The organism is Rhizobium sp. SEMIA4064 (assembly GCF_003025035.1).
Lineage (GTDB): Bacteria > Pseudomonadota > Alphaproteobacteria > Rhizobiales > Rhizobiaceae > Rhizobium > Rhizobium paranaense.
The window spans coordinates 245,577-265,574 of the sequence record NZ_PYJN01000022.1 but is presented as its reverse complement, the minus strand read 5'-3'; the positions used below and the strand labels follow the sequence as shown (position 1 = coordinate 265,574).

At 61.0% G+C, this 19,998-nt stretch carries 13 protein-coding genes; 4 read left to right on the top strand and 9 right to left on the bottom strand.

From position 1 onward, the window contains the following. Window positions 1-139: 139 nt before the first annotated feature. From C9E91_RS18510 to C9E91_RS18500, 3 genes are read left to right on the top strand one after another with little or no spacing between them, the layout of a single operon-like run. Window positions 140-1,684, top strand: coding sequence for an efflux RND transporter periplasmic adaptor subunit (locus C9E91_RS18510; protein ID WP_107109724.1), 1,545 nt, complete (start codon window positions 140-142; stop codon window positions 1,682-1,684). Then, entirely contained in the window at window positions 1,681-4,800 is a 3,120-nt protein-coding gene (locus tag C9E91_RS18505) for an efflux RND transporter permease subunit (protein ID WP_107109723.1), read from the top strand. The genes C9E91_RS18510 and C9E91_RS18505 overlap by 4 nt, the downstream gene beginning before the upstream one ends. Continuing rightward, window positions 4,797-7,901, top strand: coding sequence for an efflux RND transporter permease subunit (locus tag C9E91_RS18500; RefSeq protein WP_107109722.1), 3,105 nt, complete (start codon window positions 4,797-4,799; stop codon window positions 7,899-7,901). Before C9E91_RS18505 ends, C9E91_RS18500 begins: the two co-directional genes overlap by 4 nt. Before the next feature lie 26 nt (window positions 7,902-7,927). Here C9E91_RS18500 and C9E91_RS18495 read toward each other — a convergent pair whose 3' ends face one another. From C9E91_RS18495 to C9E91_RS18485, 3 genes are read right to left on the bottom strand one after another with little or no spacing between them, the layout of a single operon-like run. After that, the gene (locus C9E91_RS18495; protein ID WP_107109721.1) at window positions 7,928-8,950 is read right to left on the bottom strand and encodes a zinc-binding alcohol dehydrogenase family protein; all 1,023 of its coding nucleotides are present in this window, start codon (window positions 8,948-8,950) and stop codon (window positions 7,928-7,930) included. A 39-nt stretch (window positions 8,951-8,989) separates the two neighbouring features. Beyond that, the gene (locus C9E91_RS18490) at window positions 8,990-12,133 is read right to left on the bottom strand and encodes an efflux RND transporter permease subunit (RefSeq protein WP_107109720.1); all 3,144 of its coding nucleotides are present in this window, start codon (window positions 12,131-12,133) and stop codon (window positions 8,990-8,992) included. An 8-nt stretch (window positions 12,134-12,141) separates the two neighbouring features. After that, window positions 12,142-13,437, bottom strand: a complete 1,296-nt coding sequence (locus C9E91_RS18485) for an efflux RND transporter periplasmic adaptor subunit (protein WP_245407525.1) — start codon at window positions 13,435-13,437, stop codon at window positions 12,142-12,144. A 99-nt stretch (window positions 13,438-13,536) separates the two neighbouring features. Between C9E91_RS18485 and C9E91_RS18480 the strand changes: the two genes are divergently transcribed. Further along, a complete protein-coding gene (locus C9E91_RS18480) occupies window positions 13,537-14,220 on the top strand; it encodes a TetR/AcrR family transcriptional regulator (protein WP_107109946.1) in 684 nt (227 codons plus the stop codon). 140 nt (window positions 14,221-14,360) lie between these two features. On the opposite strand, the gene C9E91_RS18475 is transcribed toward C9E91_RS18480, so the two are convergent. The 6 genes from C9E91_RS18475 to C9E91_RS18450 all read right to left on the bottom strand — a co-directional run bounded on the left by C9E91_RS18475 (window position 14,361) and on the right by C9E91_RS18450 (window position 19,770). After that, on the bottom strand, window positions 14,361-14,603 hold the full coding sequence (locus C9E91_RS18475; protein WP_028751435.1) for a hypothetical protein: 243 nt from the start codon (window positions 14,601-14,603) through the stop codon (window positions 14,361-14,363). Window positions 14,604-14,739: 136 nt separating this feature from the next. Further along, complete coding sequence (locus tag C9E91_RS18470) at window positions 14,740-15,462, bottom strand: TfuA-like protein (RefSeq protein WP_107109718.1); 723 nt, start codon at window positions 15,460-15,462, stop codon at window positions 14,740-14,742. Beyond that, window positions 15,459-16,679 carry a YcaO-like family protein gene (locus C9E91_RS18465; RefSeq protein WP_245407535.1) on the bottom strand — a complete coding sequence of 407 codons (1,221 nt, stop codon included), beginning with the start codon at window positions 16,677-16,679 and terminating at the stop codon, window positions 15,459-15,461. The genes C9E91_RS18470 and C9E91_RS18465 overlap by 4 nt, the downstream gene beginning before the upstream one ends. Window positions 16,680-16,719: 40 nt before the next feature. Continuing rightward, window positions 16,720-16,935: a hypothetical protein gene (locus tag C9E91_RS18460; protein ID WP_107109716.1), complete on the bottom strand. Its 216-nt coding sequence runs from the start codon at window positions 16,933-16,935 to the stop codon at window positions 16,720-16,722. Between the two features lie 71 nt (window positions 16,936-17,006). After that, on the bottom strand, window positions 17,007-18,959 hold the full coding sequence (locus tag C9E91_RS18455; RefSeq protein ID WP_107109715.1) for an AfsR/SARP family transcriptional regulator: 1,953 nt from the start codon (window positions 18,957-18,959) through the stop codon (window positions 17,007-17,009). Between the two features lie 352 nt (window positions 18,960-19,311). Next, window positions 19,312-19,770, bottom strand: a complete 459-nt coding sequence (locus C9E91_RS18450) for a helix-turn-helix domain-containing protein (RefSeq protein ID WP_107109714.1) — start codon at window positions 19,768-19,770, stop codon at window positions 19,312-19,314. Window positions 19,771-19,998 lie beyond the last annotated feature (228 nt).

Sequence of the window (19,998 nt, the reverse complement as noted above, 5' to 3'; positions counted from 1 at the left end):
TTTGTTGCGCTAAGCCACACAAAAATGGACAAAATTTAATGGCCATACCAAATTCCTTAGCGACGAGCTGCAAGCTAAAGTCGCGCCTGTATCGCACCGGCAGATCATTGAAGCCGGAGCTGTGAAGGAAGGTGTGTTGATGGCTCGGACATTTCGGGTCCTGATGTCGATAGCAGTGATTGGCGCCGTGGCCTATGGCGCCTATGTGACGCGTGAGCGCTGGCTTGGCAGCGCCGAGCGTCTGCTCGGCTATCAGAGCGCGGCTGCGCCCGGCGAGCAGGCCCAGGGCGAACGCCGTGGCAATCAGGGTCAGGGTTTTGGTCAAGGCGGCGGACGGCGGCGTGGCAGCCTTTCGCAATTCACTGGCCCGGTCCCGGTGCTGGCGGCGGATGCAAAATCCACCGATGTGCCCGTCTATATCGACGGTGTCGGCTCGGTGAAGGCGCTGAACACGGTGACGGTGCGCGCCCAGGTCAGCGGCAAGATCGTCGAAATCGGTTTCGAGGAAGGCCAGGATATCAAGAAGGGCGACGTCATCGCCCGCATCGACGATGCCGTCTATAAGGCCCAGCTCGACCAGGCCATCGCCAAGAAGGCGCAGGACGAGGCCTTGCTGGCTGGTGCGAAACGCGATCTCGAGCGTTTTCAGCGCATGGTGGCGACCGCTTCGGGTACCCAGCAGCAGGTCGATACCTCGACATCCCTGGTGGCGCAATATACGGCGCAGATCCAGTCCGACCAGGCAGCCATCGAAAGCGCGCAGGCGACGCTCGACTATACGACGATCGAGGCGCCGATCGACGGGCGCACCGGCATCCGCAATGTCGATGTCGGCAATCTCGTCAGCTCGTCGGATGCGACGGGCATCGTGACGCTGTCGCAGATCAAGCCGATTTCCGTCCTGTTCTCCATTCCGCAGCAGCAGCTTGCCCGCGTTAACGCAGCGAGCGCGACGGGGGCACTTTCCGTCCAGGCGATCGCGAGCAACGGCCAGACGGTGATCGACAACGGCACGCTGGCGGTGGTCGACAACCAGGTCGATCCGACCACGGGTACGGTGAAGCTGAAAGCCAATTTCCCGAACGACAAGCTGGCGCTGTGGCCGGGCGCCTTCGTCAACGCTCGCCTGCTCGTCGAGACGCTGAAGGGTGTGACGGTCATTCCGACCGCCGCCGTGCAGCGCGGCCCGAACGGCACCTTTGTCTATATCGTCCGGCAGGATCAAACGGTTGCCATGAAGCCGGTAACAGTGCGCCAGCAGGACGATGTGCAGGCTGTCATCGCCGATGGTCTAGCCCCCGGCGACAAGGTGGTGACGACGGGCTTTGCCCGGCTGCAGGACGGTTCGAAAGTGCAGATTTCCGCCGGAGCCGGCGCGGCTGCACCGGCCGCAACGCCGCCCGCGGTCGATGGCCAGCCGGTTGCCGAAAACGCAGCTCAACCCAATCAGGCTCAAACTGACGGCAATACGGCCAGCGATGGCCAGCGTCCGCATCGCCAGCACAATGGCCAGGGCGGTAGTGGGGGCCAGAACGGTAATGGCGGCCAGGGTGCCGGCAACGGTGGCCACCGCAGGCACAATGCGGACGGTGCCGGCGGCAATGACGCCAATACCAACGGTAATACAGGCGGGGGCGACGCCGCTTCCACCAATCCATCCGCTACGTCAACGCAACAGCAATGAACGTCTCGTCGCTCTTCATCTCCAGGCCGGTTGCCACCTCGCTTCTCGGGGTCGCGGTGCTGCTGGGCGGCATTCTCGGCTACCTCTTCCTGCCGGTGGCGCCGCTGCCGCAGGTGGATTTTCCGACGATCCGGGTGACGACGCAATTGCCAGGTGCCGATCCCGATACGATGGCGGCATTGGTGACCGCGCCGCTGGAACGGCCGCTCGGGCAGATCCCGTCGCTGGCGTCGATGACCTCGTCGAGCGCCTTCGGCATCAGCCAGATCACGCTGCAATTCGATCTCGGCCGCGATATCGATGGCGCGGCTCAGGACGTTCAGGCGGCAATCAATGCCGCCGGTTCGACATTGCCGCGCACGCTGCCCTATCCGCCGACCTACTCGAAGGTGAACCCGGCCGATACGCCGATCGTCACGCTGGCATTGCGCTCCAATAGCTATTCGATCCGCGAACTCAGCGATTTCGCCGATACGATGATGGCGCAGCGGCTGAGCGAAGTCACAGGGGTCGGCGACGTCAACATTCAGGGCGGCGTCAAGCCGGCAATCCGCATCCAGGCCGACCTTCCACGGCTTGCCTCCTACGGCCTGGCACTGGAGGATCTGCGCACAGCAATTACCAATGCCAGTGTTGCCGGCGCCAAAGGGGCGCTCGACGGTACGCAGCAGAGCTTCACGCTCGCCGCCAACGACCAGATCGTCGATCCCAACATCTATAAATCCGTCATTGTCGCCTATCGCAACAACGCGCCGGTCCAGTTGAAGGACGTCGCCACCGTTGTCGAAGGGCTGGAAAACAATCGCGTCGGCGCTTGGTATCAGGGCCAGCCAGCGGTTATCCTCGACATCATGCGTCAGCCGGGCGCCAACGTCATTCAGACGGTCGAGAGCGTGCTGCAGCAGCTTCCGCGACTAAAGCAGGCGCTGCCGGCCGGTATCTCGCTCGACATCGTCAACGACCGGACCGAGACGATCCGCGCTTCGATCCATGACGTGCAATGGACGCTCGTCGTCAGTATCGGCCTGGTCATCCTCGTTGTTCTCCTGTTCCTGCGAACGGTGACGGCGACCTTCATCGCCGGCGTAGCCTTGCCGCTGTCGCTGATCGCGACTTTCGGTGTCATGTGGTTTGCCGGCTTCAGCCTCGACAATCTATCGCTGATGGCGCTGACGATCGGTACCGGCTTCGTCGTCGACGACGCCATCGTGATGATCGAGAACATCGCCCGCCACATCGAGGAGGGCGAGAAACCGATGCAGGCGGCGCTGAAGGGCGCCGGCGAAATCGGCTTCACCATCATCTCGCTGACTTTCTCGCTGATCGCCGTCTTCATCCCGCTGCTGTTCATGACCGGCATCGTCGGGCGCATGTTCCGCGAGTTTGCGTTGACGCTAACCATCGCTGTGGTGGTGTCGGCGGTGATCTCGCTGACATTGACGCCGATGATGTGCGCCCGCATCCTGCGCAAGCCGAAAGAGCATCGCGGCGGTTTGCTGGCGGGTACCGATCGCGGCATGGGACGGTTGATCGAGGGCTATCGCCGCAGCCTCGTCTGGGTGGTGGACCGCAGCGCCTTGATGCTGCTGGTCACGGTGGTGACGCTTGCCGCTACGATCGCGCTTTACATCGTCATTCCCAAGGGCTTCCTGCCGGCGCAGGATACAGGCCTGATCACCGCCGTCGTCGAGACGGAGCCCACCACTTCCTTCGAAGCGATGAAACAGACGCAGGAGACTGTGGCTGAGCGGCTGCGCAAAGACCCTGACGTAACCGGTATCGTCTCGGTCGTCGGCACCAGCGCCAGCAACCTGACGTCCAACACCGGCAATCTCAGCCTCATATTGAAGCCCAGGGGCCAGCGCGCGGCGTCGGCAGCCGAAATCATCGACCGCATGCGTGGTGAAGTGGTCGATCTGCCGGGCATCCACGTTACCTTCCAGAGCGTGCGTGGCATCTCGATCAGTACGCGTGTCAGCCGCGCACCCTATCAGTATACGCTAACCGGCACGGACACCGCGACCGTGGTGGAGTGGGCTGAGAAACTGGCGCAGCGGCTGCAGGAGAGCCCGAAGCTGATCGACGTCGCCTCGGAGGTCGAGATGGGCGGCGGCCGCATCTTCGTCAATGTCGACCGCGAAACCGCCTCTCGACTGGGTGTGTCGATGCAGGCCGTCAGCGACACGCTGAACGATGCATTCGGCCAGCGCCAGATCGCCACGATCTACGGTCAGGCCAATCAATACCGCGTCATCCTCGAGGCCGCACCGCAATATCAATCCGACCCGAAATCGCTCGACAAGCTCTATGTCGCAGGCGCCGGCGACACGCAGGTGCCGCTCAACGCCTTTACGACAGCTTCGTTCATGACGGCGCCGCTGGTCATCAGCCATGACGAACAGTTTCCGGCCGTGACCCTCAGTTTCGATCTCGCCAAGGGCGCGTCGCTCAGCGAGGCCGTTACCGAAGTCCAGGCGGCGGAACGCGATATCGGCATGCCAAATACGATTCAGCGCAACTATTCCGGCGATGCGGAGGAGTTCGCCTCGTCGCTTGCAGGTGAGCCCTGGCTGATCCTCGCCGCTGTCGTGACGATCTATATCGTTCTCGGCCTGCTTTACGAGAGCGCGGTGCATCCGGTGACGATCCTGTCGACCTTGCCGTCGGCGGGCGTCGGTGCGCTGCTGGCGCTGATGCTGTTCGGACAGGACCTGTCGATCATCGCGCTCATCGGCATCGTGCTGCTGATGGGTATCGTCAAGAAGAACGCGATCATGATGATCGACTTCGCGCTGGAGGCCGAACGCAAGGAGGGGCTGGCGCCGCGCGAGGCTATACTGAAAGCCTCGATCCTGCGCTTCCGCCCGATCATGATGACGACGCTCGCGGCCCTCTTCGGCGCCCTGCCATTGGCGCTGGCGCAAGGCACCGGAGCGGAGCTGCGCATCCCTCTCGGCATCACCATCATCGGCGGCCTGGTGCTGTCCCAGCTTCTGACGCTCTATACGACGCCGGTGATCTACCTCGCTTTCGAAAACCTGCGAGCCCGGATCGTCGGACGGCCGACCGGCACGCCGGCTCAGGAACTGGACGAAGTTGCGGGTGGCGGGACATGAATCTCTCCGAGCCGTTCATCAAACGTCCTGTCGGGACGACGCTTCTGGCGATCGGGTTGATGATCCTCGGCATCGTTTCCTACCGCTTCCTGCCGGTGGCGAGCCTGCCGACCGTCGATCTGCCGACGATCGTCGTTTCCGCCAGCCGTCCCGGCGCCGACCCCGCCAGCATGGCGGCAAGCGTCGCAGCGCCCCTTGAGCGACATCTCGGCACCATCGCCGGCATCACGCAGTTGACCTCGGTCAGCTCACTTGGATCGAGCAGCATCGTCGCACAATTCGATCTGTCGCGCAGTGTCGATGGCGCGGCGCAGGATGTGCAGGCTGCGCTGAACGCGGCCGCGACCGATCTGCCCGGCGATCTACCGACCTTGCCCTCCTTCCGCAAGATCAACCCGGCCGCAGCACCTGTGCTGATCCTGGCGCTGACATCGGACAATGTATCGCCGAGCGCCATCTACGACGCGGCCGATACCGTGGTGGTGCAGCGCATCTCGCAGGTGGACGGCGTCGGCGGCGTCACCGTCAGCGGCGCCGATCAGCCGGCCGTGCGCGTGAGGCTCGATCCCGATAGGCTCTCCGCCATGGGCCTGTCGCTGGACAGCATCCGTACGGCAATCGTCAATGCCAATGTGCTCGGCCCTATAGGCTCGATCGACGGCAACAGCGCTGCCTTCTCCATTTCCATGAATGGTCAGTTACGGACCCCTGAGGCTTATGGCCGGATCATCGTACAAAGCGGCGACGGCACGGCCGTTCGCCTTTCCGATGTCGCCACGGTCGAGCCGGGCGTGCGCAACAGCCGCTCGGATGCCTGGTATGACGGCAAACCGGCCGTGCTGCTCAACATCACCAAGGAAGCGGACGCCAACGTCATTGCCACGGTTGATGGCGTCAAGGCGCTGATCCCCGAATTGCAGAGCCTCATCCCGTCCGGTGTCCGCATCGCGGTTCTCTCCGACCGCACCACAACGATCCATGCCAGCGTCACCGACATGCAATGGACGCTGCTCGCCACCATCTGCCTGGTCATGGCTGTGGTCTTCGTTTTCCTGCGGCGCGCAACAACCACCTTCGCGGCCGGGGTCACCGTGCCATTGTCGCTCTGCGGCACCTTCGCCGCCATGTGGCTCTTCGGACTGTCGATCGACAATCTGTCGCTGATGGCGCTTGCCGTTTCCGTCGGCTTCGTCGTCGACGATGCCATCGTGATGATCGAGAACATCTACGCCAATCTCGAAATCGGCATGAAGCCGATGCGGGCCGCACTCGAAGGCGCGAAACAGATCGGCTTCACGGTCGTTTCGATCAGCCTCTCCTTGCTTGCCGCCTTTATTCCGCTGTTCTTCATGGGCGGCATCGTCGGCCGTTTCTTCCAGACGTTCTCGCTGACGCTCGGCTTCACCATCGTGGTCTCGACCTTGGTGTCCTTGACGCTGACGCCGATGATCTGCGGCCACCGGCTGCGGGCGCGCGATATGGAAGCCCGACCGGGTTTGTTCGGCCGGATCGTCGAAGGGACGCTCGGCGCAATCACCAATTTCTATGGCCGGACGCTGAAGGCGGTGCTGCATCATCGCGTGCTCTCCGTCCTCGTCATCCTCGCCTGCGTCGTCATGTCCGGCTATCTCTATGTCAAGGTGCCGAAAGGCTTCATTCCGCAGGACGATACAGGCTACATCCAGGGCGGCACGGAGGCGGCAACCGATATTTCCTATCCCGCCATGGCCAAGTTGCAGCAACAGGCGGCCGATATGGTCGGCAGGGATCCGGCCGTCTCCGGTGTCGGCTCTTCCGTGGGTGGTGGTGGCTTTTCGAGTTCGATCAATCGCGGGCAATTGTTCATTTCGCTGAAACCCGAATCGGAACGCGTTTCGACCGCCGAGGTGATCGACCGGCTGCGTAAGCAACTGATGGCCATTCCCGGTCTCAGCACCTTCCTGTTTTCGCCGGGCGATATCCGCGCTGGCGGGCGCCAATCGCAGTCGCAATATCAATTCACGCTCTGGGGTGCGAACTACGACGAGCTGGTGGATTGGGCGCCGAAAGTGCTCGCTCGCATGCAGAAGCTGCCAGGGCTAACCGATGTCGCCACCGACCGGCAGCCGAACGGCTTGCAGGCGACGGTCAACATCAACCGCGCCGAAGCCTCGCGGCTCGGCGTCAGTATCCAGTCGATCGACGCAGCGCTCAACAATGCTTTTGCGCAGCGGCAAGTTTCGACCATCTATACCCAGCGCAATCAATATCGCGTCGTGCTGGAGGCCGATCCCAGCTACGCCCGCGATCCCAACGATATCTCCAAGCTCTATGTGCCGGCGTCGGGCGGCATTCAGATTCCGCTCAGTGCCGTGGCGTCGGTCGAGCGGACCCTGGCGCCGCTGGTGGTCAATCACCAGGGGCAATATCCCTCCGTGACCATCTCCTACAATCTGGCGCTCAATACGACGCTTGAAGCAGCAAACGATGCCATCCAACAGGCGGTGCTGCAAATGCATCTGCCGGATACGCTGCATGCGGATTTTGCCGGCGATGCGGCCAGCATCACGCAATCTTCGAGCAGCCAGCCACTGTTGCTTCTGGCGGCGTTGCTCACGGTCTATATCGTTCTCGGGATCCTCTACGAGAGCCTGGCGCATCCGCTGACAATCATCTCGACGCTGCCCTCAGCCGGTCTCGGCGCTCTGCTGGCGCTGGTCATCAGCGGCACGGAACTGACGATCATCGCCTTCATCGGCATCATTCTCTTGATAGGCATCGTCAAGAAGAACGGTATCATGATGGTGGATTTCGCGTTGCAGGGCGAACGCATGTTAGGCCTGCCGTCGGACGAGGCAATCTACGAAGCCTGCCTGAAACGCTTCCGTCCGATCCTGATGACCACGCTCGCCGCCCTGATGGGCGCCATCCCGCTGATCATCGCCACCGGCCCCGGCGCAGAACTCCGCCGTCCCCTCGGCATCACCATCGTCGGCGGCCTGATCGTATCGCAGGTCCTGACGCTCTACACGACGCCGATCATCTACCTGATGCTAGCCAAACTGCACAGTAGGTGGTCGACGAAGCAGCAAGTAGAGACGCCGATATCTTCGACGTCTTGAGTGGGCGGTTCGGGAATGTGCGAATGTCAGGCGCCGCGCTCAATCACGATCTTCAGCGCATTGCGGTTGCTGTCCCAATAGGGCAGCGCTTTTTCGGCCTCTTCAAACGGAAAGACCTTCGAGATCAGCGCGTCGGCCTTGTCGCCGATTTTCTCAAGATGGCTGATGACGTTTTGGAAATCGCGCATCAGGGCGTTGCGGGAACCCATGATGTCGAGTTCCTTCAGGTTGAAGAACTGCGTCTGGTAGGTGACCGGCGCCTTGGAATAGCCGACATAAACGACGCGGCCGCCGAAGCATGCGAGATCGATGGCCTGGGTGAAGGTCGCGGGCAGGCCGACGGCCTCGAAGGCAATATCCACGCCGTCATCGCCTGTCAGTTCGCTGATCTTGGCGACAACATCCTCGCTGCCGGCATCGATCGCCTCGACGGCGCCGAATTGCCGGGCGAGCGCGCGTTTTTCCTCGCTAAGATCGACGGCAATGACCTCGGCGCCGCGGGCGACGGCGGCGATCAGGACGCCCATGCCGATCATGCCGCAGCCAAGGACGACGACGCGCTCGCCTTTTGCTACGCGCCCGCGTTCGACAGCGTGAAAGCCGACCGATAGCGGCTCGACCAGTGCCAGGTGGCGCGGCGGCAGCGTATCGTTGAGGATCAGTTTTTCAGCCGGCAGCACGATCTCTTCAGCCAAACCGCCATCCTGTTGCACGCCGAGAGTCTTGTTGTAGCGGCAGGCGTTGAGGCGGCCCTTGCGGCAGGAGGTGCACTCTCCGCAATTGGTATAGGGCATGACGATGACGCGGCGGCCGGGCGCATAGGCGGGATCGACACCAGGGCCGACGGCAAGGATCTCGCCGCCGATTTCATGGCCGGGAATGCGCGGCAGCTTCACCAGCGGGTTGAGGCCCTTGAAGGTGTTGAGATCGCTGCCGCAGAGGCCGATGTGCCGCACACCGACACGGACCTGGCCGGCGCCGAGCGACGCTTCCGCGACGTCGTGGAAGCGCGTCACGTTTTCCGCCTCGATCATCAAAGCCTTGATCACAGCATTCTCCTCCCATAAGCCGCATGCAGGTGACGCTTGTTAGTGCGCCGTGTCCGGAGTTGGCTCCGATGCCGCGGTCGTCGGCCGCTTCCCACCCTTGAAGATGCGACGCACCGATACGAAGAGCAAGGGGATGAAGAAGATGCCGAGCACGGTCGCCGAGATCATGCCGCCCATGACGCCGATACCGATCGAATTCTGGCTGCCGGAACCCGCGCCGTTAGCGATCGCCAGCGGCATCACACCGAGGATGAAGGCGAGCGAGGTCATCAGGATCGGTCGGAGGCGCTGACGGGCTGCTTCCAACGTCGCCGGGATCAGATCCTTGCCGTTCGCCTGCTGCTCGATCGCGAATTCGACGATCAGGATGGCGTTTTTCGCCGCCAGACCGATGGTCGTCAGCAGGCCCACCTTGAAATAGACGTCGTTCGACTGGCCGAAAATGGTGGCGGCGAGAAGGGCGCCGAAGATGCCGATCGGCACCGAAAGCATGACGGCAAGCGGGATCGACCAGCTTTCATAGAGGGCCGCCAGCGCCAGGAAGACCACCAGGATGGAGATGGCATAGAGCTGGGTCGCCTGGTTGCCGGAAAGCTTTTCCTGGGCTGACAGGCTGGTCCATTCGTGGCTGAAGCCCGGCGGCAGAGACGCCATGATCTGGTCGATCTGGTTCATGGCGACGCCGGACGAGACGCCGGGAGCGGCAGCGCCCTGAATTTCGACGGCGGAGGAACCATTGTAGCGTTCGAGACGTGGCGAGCCATAGGTCCATTCGCCCTTCGAGAAGGCGGAGAAGGGCACCATGGCGCCATCGGAATTGCGCACATACCAGCGGCCGAAATCCTCGGGCTGCATGCGGAACTTCTTATCCGCCTGGACATAGACCTTCTTGACGCGGCCACGATCGATGAAGTCGTTGACATAGGTGCCGCCCCAAGCGGTCGACAGCGTCGTGTCGATGTCGGAGAGCGTGATGTTCATCGCGCTCGCCTTCTCCTGATCGATGTTCAGGGAATATTGCGGCGTGTCTTCCTGGCCATTGGGACGCGTGCCGAAGAGCAGCGGGCTTTTCGCGGCGGCGCCGAGCAACTGGTTGCGGGCGGCGATCAGCGCGGCATGGCCGGAGCCGTTGATGTCCTTGATGAAGAAGTCGAAGCCGCTAGAGCTGCCGAAGCCGGGAATGGCGGGCGGCGCGAGTGCAAAGACGCTGCCGTCCTTGATCTTCGAGAAGGCGCCCATGGCACGGCCGGCGATCGCTTGCGCCTTCGATTGCGGCGTCTTTCGCTCGGCAAAGTCCTTCAACCGGACGAAAACGATGCCGACATTCTGGCCCTGACCGCTGAAGCCGAAACCGGCGACAGCGAATGCGCCTTCGACATAGTCTTTCTCGTTGTTGAGATAATAGTCCTTCACCTGGTTGAGCACGGCCCAGGTGCGGGATTCCGTGGCGCCAGGCGGAAGCTGGATCGCGGTCAGGAGGATGCCCTGATCCTCATCCGGCAGGAACGAGCTTGGCAGGCGGTTGAACAGATAGCCGACGGCGCCGCCGATCAACACGAACAACAGCAGGAAGACGGCCGCGCGGCGGATCATGCCGTGAATGCCGCTTTGGTATCGAAGCGTTGCGCGTTCGAAATTGCGGTTGAACCAGCCGAAGGCGCCACGTTGCTTGGAACCGTGCTCGGGCTTCTTGAGAATGGTGGCGCAGAGTGCCGGCGTGAGGATCAGCGCGACAATGACCGACAGGACCATCGCTGAGACGATCGTCACCGAGAACTGACGGTAGATGACGCCGACGGAGCCCGAGAAGAAGGCCATCGGGATGAACACGGCAGAGAGAACCGTCGCGATGCCGATCAGCGCGCCGGTGATTTCCTGCATCGATTTGATCGTCGCCTCGCGTGGCGAAAGCCCCTCTTCCTCCATCACGCGCTCGACGTTTTCGACGACGACGATCGCGTCGTCGACCAAGAGGCCGATCGCCAGCACCATGCCGAACATCGTCAATGTGTTGATCGAATAGCCGAACAGCGACAGCACGCCGAAGGTGCCGAGCAGCACGACCGGAACGGCGAGCGTCGGGATCAAGGTGGCGCGAATGTTCTGCAGGAAGACGAACATGACGATGAAGACGAGCACGATGGCTTCGAACAGCGTCTTGACCACATCTTCGATCGATAGCTTGACGAAGGGCGTCGTGTCGTAGGGATAGACGATTTCGACATTCGGCGGCAGGGTCTGCCTCAGGCTGTCGATGGTCGATCTCACGGCTTCTGCGGTATTGATGGCATTGGCGCCGGACGCGAGCATGACGGCGAGACCGGCCGAGGGATGGCCGTTATAGGTGCTCGACGTGTTGTAGCTTTCTGCTCCGAGCTCGACCGTCGCGACATCGTTGAGGCGGACCAGCGAGCCGTTGGACTGGCTCTTCAGGATGATGTTGTTGAACTGTTCGGGCGTCTGCAGGCGGCTCTTGGCCGTAACCGTCGCGTTGAGCTGCTGGCCCTTGCGCTGCGGCAGCGCACCGAGCTGGCCGGCCGAGACCTGCGAATTCTGCGACTGGATCGCGCTGGTGACGTCGCTGACCATCAACTGGTATTTGGCCAGCTTATCCGGATCGACCCAAATGCGCATGGCATAACCGGCGCCGAAGATCTGCGTGTTGCCAACGCCTTCGATGCGCTTCAGCGTGTCATTCAGCGTGCTGGAAACATAGTCGGCAAGGTCGTTGGAATTCAGCTTGCCGTCTTTCGACACGAAGCCCACGACCATCAGGAAGTTCGATGTCGACTTGGAAACGGTGATACCCGTCGACTGCACCGTTTGCGGCAATTGCGCCGTGACGAGCTGCAGCTTGTTCTGCACCTGCATCTGCGCCACGTCGGAATCGGCCTTGTTGGTGAAGGTCAGCGAAATGGATGCCTGGCCCGTCGAGGTCGACGTCGACGTCATGTAGTCGAGATTGTCGATACCGGTCATGCCCTGCTCGATGACCTTGGTCACCGAATTTTCGACGGTTGCGGCATCGGCGCCGGGATAGGTCGCGTTGATGCTGACCGTCGTCGGGGCGATCTGCGGATATTGCGAGATCGACAAGGTGAAGATCGACAGCGCCCCCGCCAGCATGATGACGATGGCGATGACCCAGGCAAAGATCGGCCGGTCGATGAAAAAGCGCGACATCGCTTACCTCACTTCTGAGCGCCGGAGGCGGGCTGGGGATCGGTCTTTTCCAGCTTGGCCTGTTCGGCGGGCTCCCCGGCGACCTGCTTCACTTCGCCGGTCGCGTCGTCGATCGTGACAGCGGCGACATTGACCTCCTGGCCGTCCCGGACGCGCTGGCTGCCTTCCACGACCAGGCGGTCACCATCGGCCATGCCTTCATTTACCAGCCAGCTATTGCCGACACTTCTTTGCACCTTCAGCACACGCTGCTGCACCTTGTTGTCGGCGGTCACGAACATCGCCGTCGGTTCGCCCTTGGTGTTGCGGAAGACTGCACGCTGCGGCAGGAGATAGCTGTTTTCCGCGATGGCTTCCTCGATGCTGGCGCGAACATACATGCCGGGCAGCAATACGCGTTCCGGATTGGGGAAGACCGCGCGCACGGTGATCGTTCCGACGGTCTCGGCGACAGAGGCCTCCGAAAATTGGAGTTTACCGGTTTCCTTGTACTCGGAACCGTCTTCCAGCGTCAGGTGGACGGAGACGTTGTCGCCACTGGTCTTCAATCGGCCTTCCGCAATGGCGCGGCGGAACTCAAGCAGGTTGGTGCTCGACTGCGTGACGTCGACATTGATCGGATCGAGTTGGCGGATCGTGGTCAGCGCCGTCGTCTGGTCGGCGGTGACGAGCGCGCCGACGGTGACCGTCGAGGCATCGACGCGGCCGCCGATCGGTGCGCGCAATTTCGTATAGTCGAGATTGATGCGTGCAGTCTCGAGCGCGGCCTTGGCCGAGGCGACATCGGCCTGCGCCTGGACCAGGGTCGCCTGCGCAGTGTCGTAATCCTGCTGGCTGACGGCGTTCTGGGCACTCAAGCCCTTGTAACGGTCCATCTTGGCCTGCGCACTCGGTATGGCGCCTTCCGCCTTCTGCAGAGCGGCGGCGGCGCTGTCAAAGGCGGCCTGATAGGTGGCGGGGTCGATTTCGTAGAGCACGTCGCCCGCCTTGACTTCGCTGCCTTCCTTGAAATTACGGCTGCGAATGATGCCGCCGACCTGCGGCCTCACTTCGGCAATCAGATAGGCGCTGGTGCGGCCGGGCAGCTCGGCGGTGATCGCAACCGATTGCGGATGCAGCGTCATGGCGCTGACTTCGGTCTTGACGGCCGGTGCATTGTTTTGAGCAGCCTTCTGCTCATTGCAGCCCGCCAGCAGCAACGTGGCGGCGACCCCGGCTGCGATCAGTGAGATCCGCGAGGCTAGGAGGCGTTCGGATGTCGCCGGACGTATGAATACACGGGTAGAAGAGGCGAGCTTTCCCACGTTGCTATTTCCCATCGTCTTAATTACAGTACCAATTAGTACGGAAAATATTTCTACCGCTGTAAATGTCAATCTCATTTGGCTTTTTTTGAGGTGAAGATGGAAGCTCGGACGGAGCTAAGGGCAAGAGATGCAGATCAAACCGCCGCTCGCCGGCCGCGCGGCCGTCCGAAGACGGCGAGTGACGACGCAAAGCGGGCGGAGATCCTGACGGAGGCCCGCGCGACGTTTCATGAGCTTGGTTACGGCGGTACGACCATGGATCTCGTGGCGGCACGGTGCCGGATTTCCAAGCAAACCCTCTATCGCTTGTTTTCGAGCAAGACCGAACTTTTCATGGCGATCATCGCCAGGCATCGCGCCTCGATGCTGGCCCTGCCGCGCGATCCCGAGGAAAATCTGCCGCTCGACAGGGCGTTGGAACAAATTTTCATGATCGATATCGATGAGGCGGCGGAGCGGGACCGCGAAGCTTTCATTCACCTCATTGTGAGCGAAGCGCAGCAATTTCCCGAGATGGCAGCGCTGTTGCGCACCTACGGCGCCGAACAGTCGCGACAAATGCTCGCCGATTGGCTCCATCTGCAGCAGAAACGCGGTCTCATCGAAATTGTCGATGCCATTAGCGGTGCGCGCATGCTGATGAACATGATCTTCGGCGCGATGATTTCGCATCCCGGCAAGCTGAACGACTGGCCCGACCGCGAAACCCGTCTGCGGCACTTACGTCAATGCATCGCAATCTTCGTCGCGGGTGTGCAGCCGCATCGGAAGCCGCGATAGGGTTCAGTGCTCTTTTCCAGGAAAACAGCCGCGCACGTTTCGAGCCTACGCTCTCACCAAAAGAGCAATGCCGGCATGGCTCCGAAGAACCATACCGGCATCTTTCTCCGGCCCCCCGCCAGAAATCCGAGAAACTGCGCTTAGTGTGCGACAGCCCTATTCACTTTGTCCATACCCTCTTCGAAAAGTGGCATCTGCAGGCCGTTTGCATACATTTCCTGCAATACGGCACCGAGTGCGAGATCCAGGCACCAGACCGGGAATTCGGCGTTCATGCTCTTGGCGCTCTGGCGCGCATAGGTGATCAACCGCGCGATCGACGCCAGTTCTTTCAGTGAATCCGAATCGTGGTGTGCCATTTCGATAGGAAGTATTGCTGTCATTTCACGCCCCTTTGACCTCAGTTCCTGGAGAACTAGATACTCATCGCCAGGAACATGAGCAGACATTAACTCAAGTCGAATGTGTTGGCGCGTGACATACAGCGTGACACGAGGTGAGATTGCGAACGAGTTTTTACTATGCAATTTCAAGACGGTGGAAGGCGCTGCGCCACAAACTATTGGCCTTGAACGTCCAGTCACGCGGCGGTTGTTGCGGTTCGTCCGGGCAGTCGGCAATCACACGGAGCAATTCCAGCGCATCGATGCGCTTCTGGTTGACCGCCTTGGTGCGCAGGAGATCGTAAATGGTTTGCCGGCGTGCTGGATCTGGCAGATCAGCGGTTTCCGCCAGGGAGCGATAGGTCAGTGATTTGAAGAACATAGTTTCGGCGCGCGCCTGCAGAGCGGCATGTTCGGCGTCACTGATCGCGCCGGTCTCGGCAAGCGCCCCCAATGTTGCCTGCACATTCACCAGCGGCTCGCTGAGCGGAAGGTGTCCGAGTTCGGCCGGACCATGAATCTGCGCCACGGCGGAATCGTCTGCAACCGCACCGGAGGCATAGGCCTCGAAAATGCGGCCGATGCCGACCATGCCGAAGGCGGCGCATTCGGAGGCGCGCAGCGCGCCCATGCTGGCCGCACCATAGACGCGGACGCCCTTCGACAGCGCAAAGAGGATTTCCTTGTGCCAGACGGGCGCGACATTTTCGAAAAGCCCGTCGATCAGGCCGATGACATTGGCTCCCTCTTCCATGGCGCCGACGATGTCGCCCTGCTTTGCCGGCGGCCTCAGAACGATGCCGGGACCGGCAATCTCGGTGGCATCGGGAAGCGTGGGGCCGACAAACAGGATCTTCATAGGAGTTGCAACGTTTTCGAGATGGCGCGGTAGCCGAAGCGGCGCTTGCGGTCCCCAGCCGGATTTTCCAGTTGCGGCAGGATGAGCTTGGCGACGGCAAAGGGAAGCGAGGCATCGCCGAGGGAAAGCGCGATGGCGGAATTGATGCCCGCATGGCGCAGACGGTCGATGGTCAGGTGCAGCAGGGCCTCTGCGCCATCCGGCAGGGCTTCATCCGGTCTTGCCGCCGCTTTGGGCACCGCCTCAAAATAACGGCGGATGCTTTCCGGCAGCTCCCGAGTGAAATCCTTGGGATGAATATCGTCGCGGGCGCCGCTGATGAAGGTGAGGCGCGATTGCGCCGCCTCCGTTACAGCGCGGATTGCTGCCCGCACCGACGATGGATGCGCGCCGCAGCCCATGGTCACGTCGATATAACGGACATGCTTTGCCCGGTTTATTTCGCCTGGGCCGAGAAAGACGGTGTAGGCCGGTATTTTCACATCGCTTGTCATGTCGAACAGCTTGAGCGTTAGACCGGCATCCTCAATCTTTCGGAGCAATTCGTTCAACACTGGATCTGCCAGCGAAGCGGGGTCGACGCAGGTTTTCGTGCGCAGGGCCGGCTCGGAAACATCCCACAGTTCCTTGGCGTCCCGCTCGATGCGTTCAAGCAGGCCGTGGAGGATGGCCTCTGTCAGCACATTGCCGGAGGCGAGGCCATCGGAGGACTGCCAGAAGCGTGCGTTAAGAGGGGTTCGATCAAGCGTGATGGCGCCGAAGGGAATCCAGACGTTTCGATCGGCGATGAGATCGCGACCCTCAGTCCAGGCGATTTCTTCGTCATCGCCAATGTCGGCTTGGCCGCTTGCAATGAGAGACGAGAGCGGATCGGCATGCTGTCCTTTGGCCAAGAGCTCCCGTTGACTGGCAGAGATCGTCTTGACCGCAGGGGCGCCGGCCACCGTTCGTTCTAGCGCCTCCATGGCCGCGGAAACTTTCGCGTCGAGATCGGTGATGCCCTTGCCGTTGTTGATGACGATCGACTTGGCATTCGGGCTAATGGCCTGCCAGACCGGAATGCCAATGCGATCAAGCCCCGTCAGCCGGCCAAGGCGGGTGATGCCGTGGCCGGTGAGACAGGGCTCGATGCGCCGAAACGTTTCTTCGGCAGTGCAGACGCGATCTGAATAAAGAGACGCGGCTACAAGATCCCGCTCACTGGAATTCCGTGCCAGGAATTCGGCAAGAGACAGGGATAGGTCTGCCGTCACGATATCAGCCGTCAAATACGCCGCTTGCGGCCTTCGCGGCGCCGCCAACAACAACAGCCAAGTTGACGCCCTTGACGACGGTTGCGCCGGCATGGCGCAACTGGTCGGCTGCGTGGAGTGGACTTTGCGCCTGCGGTGCAAGTGGCGTGACTGTGCCTGCGCTGAGGTCGGCGAGGTAAAGTTGCGGATCGCCGGGGATGCCGATTACGACGTGTGCCATTTCTAAATCTCCAATTTGATCGATGGTTAAGAACGAGCTGAGGAAAAGTGTGAATTGGTGTTTATCGGCGCCTAACTAAAGCCTGCGCGTTTTAGCCCCTCCCTATAATGTTCCTTCTGCCATTGCTCGCGCATGGGCACGACGGAAAGCCATTTGTCGACCTCGAATTCTGGATAGGTTTCCTTGACCTTGCGCACGAGGCGTTTCGCCTTGCGTGTATCGCCTACCATGCCAGCGACAGCGGCGGCGAGCCGCGCCGCGGGTGCGGGATCGGCCATGCGGTCGATATAAGTCATTGCCTGATCATATTGTTCAAGAAAGTAGCTGGCTCCGGCGGCCGTCCAGTAATAGAAGTCCGGGCTCATCGGATTGAGCTTGATGGCACGCTCCATCTTCTCCAGAGCCCTACCGGGCTGGGAGGCATGAACCAGCGCGTCCGCATAGTCCGTGATGATATCGGCATGATGTGGGCTGATGGTCTCGGCGAGTTCAAAGGAATTGAGGCTTTCGTCGAAGTCGCCCTGAAAGAGTTTCGCAGCGGCAAATTCACGATAGCCGTTGGCGAGATCCTGGCCCGTGGCGATCGCCTTGCCTGCCTCTTCCTCGATGCGCTTCAGCAGGTCCGCATCTCCGCGCGCCGTCAAGAACCACTCGAGATGATAGGTGCGGGCCATGCCGCTTAGGGCCGGCGAGAAATAGGGGTTTTCCTTCAAAGCTGCCTGGAATGCCTTGCGAGCTCGACGAATGTCCGGCAGGCCGAGATGCTTCAGATGACGCTGACCCTGCAGATATTGGTGATAGACTGTCGGGTTGCGCTCGAAGTAGTCGCGGGAAAATTCGTTGCGCTCGACATAGCTGGCGACAAAAGCCACGATGCGTTGCGCGATTTCGCGATGCTGGCGCGGCAGATCCTGGGCCTCCATACTGAAGCGCGCCGCCCAGATGACTTCGTCGTTGCCGGCGTAGATTAGCTGCGCGAAAAGCCAGTAGGCGTTGCCGTCGAAGCTAAGCCTGGTGTCCAGCACATAATTGATGCCGTATTTGTCCAGCATTGCCGCGCGATCGAAGTGCAGCGCAATCTTTTCCGCGGTGTAATGCGCCACCATCGTCACAGTCTTCAGCACGCACAGGCCGACGGTGATATCTTCCAGCAGTGCCGATGAGAGGAAGACGGCCGCTTGATGGTTGCTGGCGGTGTTCACCGGCGGCAGCAGCGCGAGCTTGGGCGGCCCGCGGGGCTCGGGCGGAACGATTTCCACCTGCTGGCCTGGTACCTCTCGAAGCTGAGGCACGACGCTGCGCTGGCGTTCGAACAACCGTCGCGCAACGCTGAGCGTCTGCTGGTCGGGGTCGACAGGCAATTCGCCCCAGCGGTATTTTCTGCGGCTCTCAAAAATGTGGCGAGCGTTTTCAAGCTGGGGTTCGCCGGCATAGGTCTCCCCAAGGATCTGGTAGACCGCCTCATCTTCGGGATGGGCCTCGAACAGTCGCAGCGCCGCTTCCTTGATGATCGTGGGGTCCGCGTCTTTGCTCATGGCCGCAATGGCATCGCCAAGCGTCGTCAATAGCTGCGCCTTGATGCGATCCCGCTGTGCGTGCAGCCACATGCGGGCCTGACCACCGATGACTTCCGTGCGGGCGAGAAAATCCCAGCGGCCGAGTTGCAACAATTCTTCCAGCGCGGTGTGGGGATTGGTTTGCGAAACCGCATTCAACAGCGTGAGATCGCTGGTGAAGGCTTGCACATTCACGCTAACGGTTGCCTGCTCGATCAGCAGCAGCGTGATTCCGAGTTCGTCCTGCCGGTTTTTGATGCGGGACAGAGTCTGCCGCAGATTGGCGAGCGCCTTATCCAGGGGAACGTCGCCCCAAAGAAATTCTGCAAGCTCCGCACGGGTCTTTTGCGGCGAGGGGCTCGTCAGCAGAAAGCAGATCGACAGCAGGCCCTTTTCCGGAAAAGGCACTGTCGAGCCTGTTCCGTCCACCAGACGTAGATCTCCGAATGTCAGCAGCCTGAAATCCATACGCCCCTACTGCATTTAGCAGCGTCCCGATATCGCAACCGCGATTTCCCGTTTTGCTTGCGATCAACAGTGTCATGTGTATCACAGGTGTCATCTGCGATTCATGAATTTCACACTACGATGACTGCTATCCTATCGCAATCGCTAGAACATCCTGCTTTGAGATGAATCACCTGAAAGCGGGAAAATGCTCTGGATCAAAAAGTCGCAGCCATCCGTCTAGGGTCGAATGAACGCATCGCGCTCAAGCACTTTCTGCGATTGCGGATGCCGCGATCGTCGATATGGGGACAATCTGCCCCCTCGATCAAGATCCGCGCCTCACCCGTTTTAACGGGGCGAGGCATGGAGATCAGTTTCTGAGGCCGAAAGGAGCTTCGGCCGCAGGCGGCGCATGCACGACCGAGGGTTCGGAGGCATTGGCCAGCGACTTGATAAGCATCAGCACGGATTGGCGGACGGTGGGATCGTTGATTTTCATGAAGGCCTTGTTGAGGCTAAGTCCTTCTTTGGACGTCAGAAAATCGGACAAATCTTCAAGGCCACTGATGGCGCCCAGCCCTTCCGTCGACAGGGGCTGCGAATTGTCCTGCTGGAAGAAGAAAGCGACTGGGACAGCCAGAACCCCCGCGATCGCCTGCAATCTGCTGGCGCCGATGCGGTTGGTGCCTTTTTCGTATTTTTGCACCTGCTGAAAGGTAACGCCGATCTGTTCGGCGAGCCGTTCTTGGCTCATACCGAGCATCAGCCGGCGCATGCGCACGCGTGAGCCGACATAGGCGTCAATCGGATTTGGTACTTTTGCACTCACTGCGCAATCTCCTCATTCGAACGGGGGTACCCCAGCGGGCGCCACCTTACAGATGCCCGGGGAAGAGGCAAGGACACGTCCCCAATCTGCCCGTTCAGTGTGTATTAAATGTCGATAAAGTTCAACCAAAAGTCCTGACGCCAGAGTTTTTCCTTCAAGCGTCAGATAGATAAACGTCAGAAAAGATTCCTCGCGTCAATGTGGACTAAAGGCTGATGACGACCTGAA